The sequence below is a fragment of the Ligilactobacillus animalis KCTC 3501 = DSM 20602 genome (assembly GCF_001434535.1).
GTDB classification, from domain to species: domain Bacteria; phylum Bacillota; class Bacilli; order Lactobacillales; family Lactobacillaceae; genus Ligilactobacillus; species Ligilactobacillus animalis.
In genome coordinates this window covers 13,069-25,736 of sequence record NZ_AYYW01000010.1, presented here as the reverse complement: position 1 = coordinate 25,736, position 12,668 = coordinate 13,069, and the positions used below count along the sequence as shown (strand labels likewise).

Here is a 12,668-nt window from a genome sequence, read left to right as displayed (position 1 = left end):
TCATAAACACTTGTAAATGCAACCATCTAGCGTTTATGAGCATACACAAAAAGACACGTCCCAAATTATTGGAGCGTGTCTTTAAGATATTAATTAGTAAGCATAATTTCCAGTGTAATCAGAAGAAGTGTTGCCATAGTCATTGGTGTAAGTCGTTGGATCATCAGTGGTCTGATAGGTAGAACCACCAGTCGAATTAGTGAGAGACGTTTCATCGTCAAAGCTCTTCTTCGAAGCATCTAAGCCAAGTTGTTTACGGATCGCATCCGAGACTTTTTTCTTTTCAGAAGCAGATGCGACTTGGTATGAAAGTCCATCTAGCATAGTATCTTGTCCCTGTAGCACGTTAGATTCGATCGTTTGACCAGCGTCTTTGTAGCTAGTTGCGATCGTGATCATATCGCCATAAGTTAGATCGGTCTGCATGTTGCTTCCGATCGATTTAAGTAATTTTTGATAGTTAGAAACCGCCGAAACAGAAAGTGATTTATTAACGATGGCTTCGATAACTTGCTTTTGCCGTTTTTGTCGACCGTAGTCACCTTCCGGATCATCGTAACGCATTCGTGAGTAAGCCAAAGCTTGTTTCCCATTCATCGTTACTGTTTTGCCCTTAGTTACGTCAGCATCTTCATACTTGAAAGTAAGTAGTGGTTTGATCGTGATCCCACCCACAGCATCAACGATCTGCGTCAACCCGCGCATATTGACTAACACGTAGTAATCGATCGGAATATCAAGAGTATCTTGGATCGTTTCGATCGCAGTTGAGACCCCACCGATCGTGTAGGCTGAGTTGACTTTATCATATGAATTGATCGAATCTGGGACTCTGACTTTAGTATCGCGGGGGATACTTGTTAAAGTAGTCGTCTTAGTTTCGGGATTTAGAGTAGCGACAATGATCGTATCGGTTCGCCCGGTGTCATCGCGCCCGAGATCACCTGTATCGGTCCCAAGTAGTAAGATTGAGATCGGACGCTTGTCTTTTAGGACAGAGGAAACATCGCGACTCTTAGTTACATTTGAACCGTTGTAGGTCTTGTCTAACGTATCTTTAGCTGAATTTAGAATGTGATATATGTAAGTTCCAGCTCCCCAAAAAACGATCAAGGTCAATGCCAGTAAAGTCCAACAGATCCGTTTGCGTAATTTGGGATCACGCTTTTTGACATGCGAGGACGAACTTTTTCTCGATCGCGGTTCAATTTCATTATTCATATATGGTGCTCCTTATTTTTTATGCTCTCTCAATTGAATTATACACGTTTGGACATAAAATATAAGGTTTAGGAAGGAATTTTAATTTAAATTAAGATTTAAGTCAAATATTTCTTTTCGTAAAAAGCCCGAAAATAAAGGGATTTTGTGCTATAATCGGTAATGTTACATATTGTTTACAAAACCGTGAAAATAAAACGGTAATTTACATTGATAGTTTGGAGGATAAAATGGAACAGCAGAAAAATTTTAGTAAGAAGGCTACTAAAAGAAAACGTGCGCCATTATCCAAGCATCACCATATGACTATCCGATGGGACGAATTCATCGGAGATGCCGGCGATGAATTGGCAATTGATGCAAGTTTAAAGGAGAGAGCTGCGATCGTTGGACGGATCGGGATCTTGATGCTCGCCTGTGGAACTGGGGCCTGGCGCGTTAGAAATTCAATGAATAGTATTGCCCGCGTTCTAGGGTTGACCTGTACGGCTGATGTGGGGTTAGTCTCGATCGAATACACCTGTGTCGAACTCGATGAGAGTTACACTCAAACTTTGGCACTAGCGACTTCAGGGGTCAATACGAGTAAGTTGACTGATCTTGAGTGGTTCGTGCGAGAATTCGAACGCCACGGTCGGCAGATGACGATCTCAGATATCCATTATTTGATCGATCAGATCCGGGCTAAATCAGGCCTATATAAACCACCTGTTTTAGGTCTAGCAGCCGCTCTTGCCTGCGGTGCCTTTGTCTTTTTGCTTGGTGGTGGTCTGATCGAAATGATCTGTGCCTTTATCGGGGCGGGCTTTGGTAATTATGTGCGTGCTAAAATGAATCAGCACAAGATCACTTTATTTGCGGGGATCTTTGTCAGTGTGGCAGTGGCCTGTTTGATGTACATGGTCTCTTTTCGGGGGATCGAAGCACTATTTTCGGTTTCTAGTCGCCACGAAGCGGGCTATATTGGGGCAATGTTGTTTGTGATCCCAGGCTTTCCATTTATCACGAGTGGGCTAGACATCGCTAAACTTGATATGCGTTCAGGCTTGGAACGCATGGCACATGCTTTGACGATCATTATCGTTGCTACGATGGTCGGTTGGCTGACTGCGATGAGCATCAACTTTAAGCCTGAAGATTTCATTCCCTTGCAACTCACTTCTTGGCAGTTGCTAGCGTTAAGACTACCGGCTAGTTTTTGTGGGGTCTTTGGCTTTTCTCTGATGTTCAATAGTTCACCTAAACTAGCTTCGACTGCGGGGATCATCGGGGCCTTGGCGAATACGTTACGTTTGGAATTGGTCGATTTTACCAATGTTCCGCCTGCAGCGGCTGCTTTTGCTGGAGCCTTGCTGGCGGGCTTGTTAGCTTCGATCTTAGGTAAAAAAGCTGGTTACCCTCGCATTTCTTTGACAGTACCTGCGATCGTGATCATGGTCCCGGGGCTCTATATGTATCGAGCGGTGTACAACATCGGCTTAAATTCGATCAGTGTGGGGGCATATTGGTTGACCCAAGCGACCTTGATCGTCTTGGCTTTACCATTGGGCTTGATTGCAGCTCGGATCTTGACGGATCCAAAATGGCGGTATAGTGATTGATATTTTAATAAAAAAGAAGCGACAGACCTTTTTTGACGCTTCTTTTTTCGTTATAGTAGTAGAAGTAAGATCAATTGGAAAGGAAACGACGGATGACAAAGTTAGTATTGATCCGGCATGGGCAAAGTTTAGCTAATCAAGAAAACGAATATACGGGCTGGTCGGATTCACCTTTGACAGCCCAAGGTATCAGAGAAGCTAAAATAGCTGGGGAAAAATTACGCCAAACGGGGATCGTGTTTGAGCACGTACATACATCAGTTTTGCAACGTGCGATCAAAACAGCCGATATCGTGTTAGCTGAGTTAGGGCAAAATTATTTACCACTCACCAAAACTTGGCGTTTAAATGAACGACATTATGGCGCATTGCGGGGCCTGAATAAAGACTATACCCGTAAACTTTATGGTAAAAAGCAAGTTGCTTTGTGGCGTCGCTCATTTGATGCTGTCCCGCCTTTGTTGGAAAAACCACAAAGCGATCGCCGTTATCAAAGGTATCCTAAAACGATCGTCCCCCGTGCTGAGAGCTTAAAACAAGCTTCAGCCCGGATCATCCCTTACTGGGTCGACCATATTGCTCCGCGAGTGCTGCAAGGAAAAGATCAATTGATCGTGGCTCATGGTAGTACTTTACGGGCGTTGATCAAATACCTAGAAGCGATCTCTGATACAGGGATCGATGGGGTCGAAGTTGCTAATGCAGCGCCGATCATCTATGAATTAGACGAGAAATTACAGATCATCTCTAAAACGACATTATAAAAAAGATCTCACTGAAGTTATACTCAAAACTTCAGTGAGATCTTTTTATATCATTAAGCTAATGAACCCATAGGATCCCAAGGTGCTAAGACTTTAGGTTCTTCTTTTAGAACTTCTTTTAATTCATCAGGTAAGAAGTTCTTGTTGATAACGATCTGGTAGCAATATTCATCCATCCAGTCATCTGTCATGACAAAGAAGCCCTTTGTCCCGACTTTATCGCCCCAAGAGTTTTCAACTTTCCATTTCTTAGGTTGACCATCAACGAGATCAACGCCAGTCAAGACCATGGCATGGGTCATCAAGCTTTCGCCGTAATCTAAGCGTTCTGCTTTTGACATTGCCAGATCGACATCAAAAAGTTGATCGCGGTGATAGAGTTCAGTATCCATGATCCCTTGTTTGCGGTCAGAAGATTTGCCGACATCACAACCGAACCAAACACTTTCGCCTGATTCCAATTGCTTGATAGCTAATTTTTTGAAGGTATCCATGTCAACGTTTAAGTGCCGGACTTCACGCCCACCGACGACGTTACCTAACATATCAACGGTGTACATGTGGTTGAATGGCTTGTCATCTGTTGGTCCGTTGATCACTGAGATGTAATCTTTGGTTTCCCAACCGAGATATTTATCGAAGAATTCTTTTGGCGTCAAGTTACGATCAAGGTGATAGTTGTTATCTTTATCACGATATTCAAAATCAAATGTTGCCGGTGGTTCACCAAAGCTGTAAGCTGCCATACGGTAAACTTCAGCTAACATTTTTTCTTTTTCTGTTTCGATCTGAGCTTCAATTGCTTTGTTTTGAACCAATTCACGCAATAAGACGGCATCTTTACGCAATTTAAGGTTCAAAAGTGAGTTGAATTCACGTGAAGCTGAGGAGTTGTGGGTCTCTGGCATCGCAGACTTTGGCACAACGCCGTATTTTTCGATCAAGCCCATGATCATGTCCCATTGACCACCGTCTTGTTGTGGCATTGATAACAACCACGCAACTTTGCGGTCAGAGGTTGGGAAACCGGCTGTTTTTAAGATGTTTTCATAGAAATAATTCGCTTTTTCAAGTTTATCCCAGAAGAATGTAAAGTTTTGCGATAATTCAAAATCATCTGGTAGATTCAAGCGATTGCGTAGGTCATGACGCAAAGTATTCAAGGCAGCAAACATCCAGCAACGACCGGATTGTTTCTGATTAGCGACCTTACCTGTATCAAGATCGATCGAGAAAACAGGTGTGGTGTTCACTTCTGCCCGGTAGTCACGGCTGGAAGCTAAGATCCCGTTTTGTGTTACAGTCCGTTCAAGAACACGGTGATCATTACGTTTTTCAAGTAAATTCTTAAAATTTTTAAGTTGCGCAGTGCTGATTGATTTAGTCACTGGAAATCATCCCCCTTTAATGAACTACTAATAGTGTAGTCCTCTTTTAGCTATAAGTAAACAAGTAATTAGTTTTAAATTATTAAATCTAAAGTTTTTAATATTAGTCTATGGTGATAAAAGTTACAAGTTTTAACTGAATCACAAAAAGAAGCACCAAAAATGTGCTTCTTTTTGTAAAATGTACTAGTCACGAGCATGTAAGACCACAGGACCAACTTGTTTGCCGACGATCACGTCATTTACCATGTCTAAGAAAAGACCGTGTTCAACGACCCCGACTTGGTGGATGAGATATTCGGCTAAAGCGTGTGGATCATCGATCTGTTCGAGATGTAAGTCGATGATGTAATTATCGGAGTCGGTCAATAAGAGGCTGCCGTTTTCTTGTTTGCGGAAAGTCGGGTTCAAGCCTTTAGCCGCAAAACGGTCGAATAATTTTTGGCTGCCATATGGGATGACCTCAACTGGTAATGGGAAAGCCCCTAATTTATCGACCATCTTGCTTTCATCCACGATCCAAAGGACTTTAGTGGAGTTGACCGCCACGATCTTTTCAAACAAAAGGGCAGCGCCACCGCCTTTGATACCTTGGAAATCGCTTGAGATCTCATCGGCACCATCGATCACGATATCGATATGGTCAGCTTCATCGACTGAGATCAAAGGGATGCCTAAGGATTCTGCTTGCTTAGCCGTAACACTTGAGGTCGTCACGCCAGTTATTTGAAGATCTTCTTCTGCGATCCGGCGTCCCAAAGCATCGACCATGTAGCGGACGGTCGAGCCGGTACCTAAGCCGACGATCATGCCATTTTTGACCCATTCAACTGATTTTTCGCCTACCAGACGTTTTAGTTCATTTTGATTCATGTAAAAGACCCTTTCAGATTTAACTTATTTATTTTGCTTGAATAATAAGTGTTCAAGTTCAGGATTAGCTGCAAAATATTTTTGCGTGTAAGAGCATAAAGGTAGGATCGTCTTGTTTTGCACCTTTGCGTGCTCTAAAAAGAAGACGGTCATCTTTTCTGCAAGTCCTTGGCCGCGTGCTTGTTCAGCGACAAAAGTACGTTCGATAACATAAGTTTGGTCATTGTTGATCATTTTAAAGCCAATGTTACCGAGCATTTCTTGCTGCTCGTTTTGACAAATTAGTTGGTCGTCTTGCCAGATGAAATCCATATCTATCACCCCAAATTAAATAATTATCAGCGGTAAAAAACATAACATTAAATAATGTGAAATGCTGTTTGCCTTCAAAATTAATGGTATCATAAATATAGTGCTGACAACTACTAAAATGAATGGGGTTTGAGAAATGAAAAGAGGATTTGAAATCGTTTCAAAATATGAAGGTGAAGATCTGACGTTGCCAGTTAGAGCAACTCAAAATGCAGCGGGCTATGATTTTTGTGCAGCTAAAGATTTTGTCTTACCAAGTATTTGGAAACGCAACTTTTTGAAGGTCTTACATGCGTTACGCAAACAAAAAGAGTACACAAAAGAAGATCTAGTAGCCGCTAATAAGGTCTTAAAGCCATACCTTGTGCCGACTGGGATCAAGGCTTATATGCAACCAGATGAGTTCTTGATGTTGGCCAACCGCTCCAGCAATCCATTAAAACACGGTTTGATCTTGCCAAATGGAGTCGGGATCGTTGATGCTGATTATTATGGAAATGATAACAATGAAGGCGAGATCTTTTTCCAATTGGTCAATTTTGGGCTGACGGACAAAGTGATCAAAAAGGGCGAAAGATTAGGCCAAGGCATCTTTTTACCGTATCTTTTGGCTGATGATGAAGCAGCGCCTTTAGCTAAGAGAACTGGCGGTTTTGGTTCATCAGGACGTTAGGAATTTAAAGATATCTTATAATTTTTTTAATGATTTTCGGGTATACTAATATTTTATAAGTAGAGGGGGGCAATTATGGCAAAAGTCAAAACTAGATATGTATGTCAAAACTGTGGCTATGTATCACCACGCTATTTGGGGCGGTGTCCTAACTGTAGCGAATGGAACACTTTAGTTGAAGAAGTCGAACAAAAAAGTGCGACCGTTAAAGCAGCCCCACGCGTTACTTTGACAGGAACAACGAATACCCCACAAAAGATCGACACGATCGAGATCTCACAGACACCTAGAGTTGATACGAAAAACGGTGAATTGAATCGTGTTTTAGGTGGCGGTGTCGTTCCTGGTTCAATGGTCTTGATCGGGGGCGACCCTGGGATCGGTAAATCAACGTTACTTTTACAAGTTTCGGGAAGTTTAGCCGATCAAGGGGGGAAATTGCTCTACGTTTCGGGTGAAGAAAGTGCCAACCAGATCAAGATGCGTGCCCAACGCTTGGGAGTCTCAGGTAGTGAATTTTACCTTTACCCCGAGACCGATATGGGAAGTATCTTACAAAATATCGAAGACTTAAAACCAGACTATGTCATCATCGACTCGGTGCAAACGATGCAGATGCCAGAAGTTACTTCAGCAGTCGGAAGTGTGGCGCAGATCCGCGAGGTGACCGCTGCTTTGATGCAAATTGCTAAGACAAATGGGATCACGATCTTTATCGTTGGTCACGTGACTAAGGGTGGCGCGATCGCCGGACCGAAGATCTTAGAGCATATGGTCGATACGGTGTTGTACTTTGAAGGCGATATGCATCGCACTTACCGGATCTTACGGGCAGTCAAAAATCGTTTCGGTTCGACTAATGAGATCGGCGTGTTTGAGATGCGCGATGGTGGTCTAGTTGAAGTACCTAATCCATCCGAGATCTTTTTAGAAGAGCGCTTGAGTGGCGCAACTGGTTCGGCGGTCGTGGTCTCAATGGAAGGAACACGGCCGATCTTAGCGGAGATCCAAGCGTTAGTCACCCCAACTGCATTTGGCAATGCTAAGCGAACAACGACGGGCTTAGATCATAATCGGGTCTCGTTGATCATGGCAGTGCTCGAAAAGCGGGCGGGGCTACTTTTACAAAATCAAGATGCTTATTTGAAAGCAGCTGGGGGCGTTAAATTAGACGAACCAGCGATCGATCTAGCTATCGCGATGAGTTTGGTGTCGAGTTATCGTGACCAACAAACTGCACCAGATGATTGTTTTATCGGTGAATTAGGTTTGACCGGTGAGATCAGACGGGTGACCCGGATCGACCAAAGAATATCTGAAGCAGCTAAATTAGGCTTTAAACGGGTCTTTATTCCCCAAAATAATTTAAATGGTCTGGAATTGCCAACTAATATCGATGTGGTTGGCGTTAAGACGATCAGTGAAGCTTTACGGCATGTTTTTTAAGAAAGGGGTAATTAATACATGCGCAAACGAATAATCCAATTGATCTTTGCGTTCCTCGGTATCGGGGCAGGGTATTCCTTTTTGCCCGGTCTGTGGAACCTATTAAACATTCAAATACAAGTTTTATATAATCCGATCGTAAATATGTTTATCGGGTTGGTTTTAATGATGCTATGCTCATTTATCTTAGCTGAACCACTTGAAGGGGCGCTAAAAAAAGTCGAAGAGACACTGGCTAAACAAAAGACCGAAGCGATCATTTCTGAGAGTATTGCAATTATTGTGTCACTTGTGATCGCGGTCCTGATCTCAACGCTTTTCTGGCAATCACCACTGTTCTTCATCAATACGATCTTGCCAGTGATCGTGATGATCTTGTTTGCCTATCTCGGCTGGTTCGTAGGGCGCACACGACTAGGCGATCTGCCGAAGTTGTTCTCGGCACGATCTAAGAAAAAAGAAGCCGAAGAAAATAACGTTTTAGAACGTAAAGTAGGCGACAATTTCTATAAATACAAATTGTTAGACACTAACATTTTGATCGATGGTCGGATCTATGATCTCGCCAAGACTGGCTTTTTAGAAGGGACTTTAGTCGTACCTAACTTTGTCTTGTATGAATTGCAATATATCGCTGATTCAGGTGATAGCATCAAACGTGTTCGCGGGCGCCGTGGGCTAGACATTTTGAACAAGTTACAAAATGAAAAGATCGTGCCAGTTGAGATGTATGAAGGCGATTTTGATGATATTCAAGAAGTCGATTCAAAACTGATCAAGCTCGCTAAGATGTTAGATGCGGTGATCGTAACTAATGACTATAATTTGAATAAAGTCAGTGAATTTCAAAATGTGAAGGTCTTAAACGTCAATGCTTTGGCTAAGTCACTCAAACCGCGAGTGATCCCAGGTGAACGGTTGAACGTCATGGTGATCAAAAATGGGACTGAGCGTCAACAAGGGGTCGCTTATCTCGATGATGGTACGATGATCGTGGTCGAAGATGGGCGTTATTACATGAACAAGACGATCGAAGTTGAAGTTACTTCGGCGATCCAGACCGATGCTGGGCGGATGATCTTTGCGAAACCTTACCATTCTAAGAAGAAGTTACGTGAAAAAAACTAAGGAATTAGCCTAGAGTAGTTTATTTTTTACCTTATTCATTGTAAAATTGTAGGGTATGTAAAGTAATAACAAGAAAGAGGCGCTTAAATTGGCAAAAAATAAGATTCGCGTTCGTTATGCACCAAGTCCAACGGGGCATTTGCATATCGGTAATGCACGAACCGCGTTATTTAACTACTTATTTGCACGTCACAATAAAGGGACATTCGTTTTACGAATTGAAGATACGGATACTAAACGTAATATTGCAGACGGCGAAAAAAGCCAGCTCGATAACCTTAAATGGTTAGGGATCGACTGGGATGAAGGTCCAGATAAACCAGGTAAATATGGTCCTTACCGTCAATCCGAACGTAAAGATATCTACCAACCATTGATCCAAGAATTATTGGACAAGGGTCTAGCGTATGAATCTTACATGACAGAAGAAGAATTACAAGCGCAACGTGAAGAACAAAAGGCTAACGGTGAAGCCCCACGTTATATCTACGAATACGAAGGTATGACGGATGATCAGATCAAGGCTTCACAAGAAGAAGCTAAGGCAAAGGGCTTAAAACCAGTTATCCGGATCCGTTTACCACATGATAAGGTCTACGAATGGGATGATATCGTTAAGGGTAAAGTTAGCTTCAACTCCGATACTATTGGGGGCGACTTTGTGATCCAAAAACGCGACGGAATGCCAACTTACAACTTTGCGGTAGTTGTTGACGATCATTTGATGAATATCACACACGTTTTACGTGGGGATGATCACGTGGCTAACACACCAAAACAATTGGCTGTTTACGATGCTTTTGGCTGGGAAGCTCCAGTCTTTGGGCATATGTCACTTATCATCAACTCCGAAACAGGTAAGAAGCTTTCCAAGCGCGATGAATCTGTCTTGCAATTTATCGAACAATACCGTTCATTAGGTTACTTGCCAGAAGCAATGTTTAACTTCATCACCTTGCTTGGCTGGTCGCCAGTGGGTGAATCTGAGATCTTCTCACAAAAAGATTTTGTCAAGATGTTTGATCCAAAACGTTTGAGTAAATCACCAGCAGCCTTTGATGGTAAGAAACTTGAATGGATCAACAACCAATATGTCAAATCAGCTGATAGTGATGAGATCACAGATTCATCCTTGAAGCAATTGATCAAGGCGGGCAAGATCGAAGCAGATCCAGATACGATGAAGATCCAATGGGTCCGTCAATTAGTTAACTTGTATAAGCGTCAAATGTCTTATACGGGTCAATTAGCTGAAATGGCTGAGATCTTCTTCACTGAACCACCAATGTTAGATGAAGAAGCTAAGGCTGAATTAGCAGATGAGTCAGCAACGATCGTGTTGGAAGAATTTGCTAAGCAAGCAAAAGAATTACCGATCTTTGATGCTGTATCTATCCAAAACATGATCCGTCAGATCCAAAAAGATACTGGTGTACGTGGGCGCAAGCTTTACATGCCTATCCGGATCGCAACGACGCGTGAAATGCACGGGCCAGAATTAGCTCCTTCGATCGAGCTTTTAGGTCGCCAAAAAGTTTTGGAACATTTGGATAAGACTTTAGCTGAAATGAAAGCTTAGAATATAATAACAAGCTGCGATAAAAAAGACATTAGTCTGCGCAAAGGCAGCTTAATCAGGGCTGTGACAAAAGTTGCAGCCCTTTTATTTTACATCCGTACGGAGCAAGACGCCTTGCTCCACACTCAAAATAACGTGCTACGCAAAGCTGCTCCTAGCGTATAGCTACACAGATCAAATGCTGCCAAAAGCGCATCATCTGATCTGCTAGGCTATCCGTACGGAGCACCCCGCTTTGCTCCACACTCAAAAAATAAAAGGGGGTTTACAATATGATCCAGATCTATAATACTTTGACTAAAGAAAAAGAAGACTTTAAACCGCTTGTCAATGGTAAGGTCAGCATGTATGTCTGCGGGCCAACTGTCTACAATTATATTCATATCGGTAATGCCCGCTCAGCGATCGCTTTTGATACTGTTCGACGCTATCTTGAATATCGTGGCTATGAAGTAAATTATATTTCTAACTTTACCGACGTTGATGATAAGATCATCAAAGCTAGTCAAGAAACGGGGCTGTCGGTTCAAGAAGTGACAACTAAATTCATTGCAGCCTTTTATGAAGATATCGCTGCTTTGAACATCAAAAAGGCAAGCAAAAATCCGCGGGTCATGGAAAATATGCCCGAGATAATTGATTTTATCGCTGCTTTAGTAGATAAGGGCTATGCCTATGAGGCGCAAGGAGACGTGTATTATCGTGCACGTAAATTTAAAGATTACGGGAAACTTTCGGGGCAATCGATCGATGCCTTAGAACAAGGGGCGAGTGAACGTGTCCAAGCAAGTGACCAAGGCAAAAAAGAAGATCCGTTAGATTTTGCACTTTGGAAGAGTGCTAAACCGGAAGAGATCGCGTGGGATTCTCCTTGGGGCCAAGGTCGTCCTGGGTGGCACATCGAATGTTCAGTGATGGCTGGAAAATATCTTGGAAAAACGATCGATATCCATGCTGGCGGTCAAGACTTGGAATTCCCACACCATGAAAATGAGATCGCTCAAAGTGAAGCTAAAAATGGACAAAAATTTGCCAACTATTGGATGCACAATGGTTTTGTGACGATCGGTCAAGACGATGAAAAGATGAGCAAGTCACTAGGCAACTTCGTGACAGTTCATGAATTAGTTAAAGAGATCGATCCACAGATCGTTCGTTTCCTGATGGCAACGACACAATATCGCCATCCGATCCGCTATAGCCAAGCTAATTTAGATGATGCTAAGGCTAACTTGAACAAATTAAAGACAGCTGTTCAAAATGTGCGTTACCGTTTAGAAGATGCCGGTGATGGTGCGCTCGAAGCTGAGGTCCAAGAAAAAGTTGAAGAATTAGTGGTGAAATTCAAAGTAGCGATGGATGATGACTTTAATACGCAAAATGGGATCACAGTGGTCTACGAATTAGCGCGTGAATTAAACATTTATGCAGCTAGAGAAGCGGTCAACCGTGCAACTTTAGAATACCTTTTACAAAATTTTGCAACTTTAGCGGAAATTTTTGGGATCGAGTTTGAAAATGAAGAGCTCGGTGATGAAAAGATCGAAGCATTGATCAAAAAACGGGATGAGGCGCGTGCAAATCGTGATTTTGCTACAAGTGATGAGATCAGAGATACTTTGAAAGAGCAAGGTATCATTTTAGAAGATACCCCACAAGGGACACGCTGGAAGAGAGGGTAAA

Annotated in this window: 11 protein-coding genes; 7 read left to right on the top strand and 4 right to left on the bottom strand. The window is 42.6% G+C overall.

The annotated features are described in order from the left end of the window. Positions 1–93: 93 nt before the first annotated feature. A complete protein-coding gene (locus FC30_RS02355) occupies positions 94–1,221 on the bottom strand; it encodes an LCP family glycopolymer transferase (RefSeq protein WP_010688537.1) in 1,128 nt (375 codons plus the stop codon). Between the two features lie 230 nt (positions 1,222–1,451). Between FC30_RS02355 and FC30_RS02350 the strand changes: the two genes are divergently transcribed. Both FC30_RS02350 and FC30_RS02345 read left to right on the top strand, forming a co-directional pair. Further along, positions 1,452–2,822 (top strand): threonine/serine exporter family protein, encoded by a 1,371-nt coding sequence (locus tag FC30_RS02350; RefSeq protein ID WP_010688536.1) that lies wholly within the window; start codon positions 1,452–1,454, stop codon positions 2,820–2,822. Positions 2,823–2,914: 92 nt separating this feature from the next. Continuing rightward, on the top strand, positions 2,915–3,586 hold the full coding sequence (locus FC30_RS02345) for a 2,3-bisphosphoglycerate-dependent phosphoglycerate mutase (protein WP_010688535.1): 672 nt from the start codon (positions 2,915–2,917) through the stop codon (positions 3,584–3,586). Positions 3,587–3,639: 53 nt separating this feature from the next. Here FC30_RS02345 and FC30_RS02340 read toward each other — a convergent pair whose 3' ends face one another. The 3 genes from FC30_RS02340 to FC30_RS02330 form a co-directional block, all read right to left on the bottom strand. Beyond that, positions 3,640–4,974, bottom strand: a complete 1,335-nt coding sequence (locus tag FC30_RS02340; protein ID WP_010688534.1) for a C1 family peptidase — start codon at positions 4,972–4,974, stop codon at positions 3,640–3,642. Positions 4,975–5,160: 186 nt separating this feature from the next. Continuing rightward, positions 5,161–5,847, bottom strand: coding sequence for a ribose-5-phosphate isomerase RpiA (gene rpiA / locus FC30_RS02335; RefSeq protein WP_010688533.1), 687 nt, complete (start codon positions 5,845–5,847; stop codon positions 5,161–5,163). A 24-nt stretch (positions 5,848–5,871) separates the two neighbouring features. Next, complete coding sequence (locus FC30_RS02330; protein WP_010688532.1) at positions 5,872–6,159, bottom strand: GNAT family N-acetyltransferase; 288 nt, start codon at positions 6,157–6,159, stop codon at positions 5,872–5,874. A gap of 136 nt (positions 6,160–6,295) precedes the next feature. Here FC30_RS02330 and FC30_RS02325 point away from each other — a divergent pair, with 136 nt between their 5' ends. From FC30_RS02325 to cysS, 5 genes are all read left to right on the top strand, one after another. Further along, entirely contained in the window at positions 6,296–6,832 is a 537-nt protein-coding gene (locus FC30_RS02325) for a dCTP deaminase/dUTPase family protein (protein WP_010688531.1), read from the top strand. A gap of 75 nt (positions 6,833–6,907) precedes the next feature. After that, the gene (gene radA / locus FC30_RS02320; protein ID WP_010688530.1) at positions 6,908–8,278 is read left to right on the top strand and encodes a DNA repair protein RadA; all 1,371 of its coding nucleotides are present in this window, start codon (positions 6,908–6,910) and stop codon (positions 8,276–8,278) included. An 18-nt stretch (positions 8,279–8,296) separates the two neighbouring features. Then, positions 8,297–9,406: a PIN/TRAM domain-containing protein gene (locus FC30_RS02315; protein ID WP_010688529.1), complete on the top strand. Its 1,110-nt coding sequence runs from the start codon at positions 8,297–8,299 to the stop codon at positions 9,404–9,406. Between the two features lie 88 nt (positions 9,407–9,494). Next, on the top strand, positions 9,495–10,985 hold the full coding sequence (gene gltX, locus FC30_RS02310) for a glutamate--tRNA ligase (RefSeq protein WP_010688528.1): 1,491 nt from the start codon (positions 9,495–9,497) through the stop codon (positions 10,983–10,985). A 272-nt stretch (positions 10,986–11,257) separates the two neighbouring features. Next, entirely contained in the window at positions 11,258–12,667 is a 1,410-nt protein-coding gene (cysS, locus tag FC30_RS02305) for a cysteine--tRNA ligase (RefSeq protein ID WP_010688527.1), read from the top strand. Position 12,668: the final 1 nt, after the last annotated feature.

Excerpts from the sequence above, each read along its gene's own strand:
- FC30_RS02355 (WP_010688537.1), bottom strand. The coding sequence starts at position 1,221 with ATGAATAATGAAATTGAACCGCGATCGAGAAAAAGTTCGTCCTCGCAT.
- FC30_RS02350 (WP_010688536.1), top strand. The coding sequence starts at position 1,452 with ATGGAACAGCAGAAAAATTTTAGTAAGAAGGCTACTAAAAGAAAACGT.
- FC30_RS02345 (WP_010688535.1), top strand. The coding sequence starts at position 2,915 with ATGACAAAGTTAGTATTGATCCGGCATGGGCAAAGTTTAGCTAATCAA.
- rpiA (WP_010688533.1), bottom strand. The coding sequence starts at position 5,847 with ATGAATCAAAATGAACTAAAACGTCTGGTAGGCGAAAAATCAGTTGAA.
- FC30_RS02330 (WP_010688532.1), bottom strand. The coding sequence starts at position 6,159 with ATGGATTTCATCTGGCAAGACGACCAACTAATTTGTCAAAACGAGCAG.
- FC30_RS02325 (WP_010688531.1), top strand. The coding sequence starts at position 6,296 with ATGAAAAGAGGATTTGAAATCGTTTCAAAATATGAAGGTGAAGATCTG.
- radA (WP_010688530.1), top strand. The coding sequence starts at position 6,908 with ATGGCAAAAGTCAAAACTAGATATGTATGTCAAAACTGTGGCTATGTA.
- FC30_RS02315 (WP_010688529.1), top strand. The coding sequence starts at position 8,297 with ATGCGCAAACGAATAATCCAATTGATCTTTGCGTTCCTCGGTATCGGG.
- cysS (WP_010688527.1), top strand. The coding sequence starts at position 11,258 with ATGATCCAGATCTATAATACTTTGACTAAAGAAAAAGAAGACTTTAAA.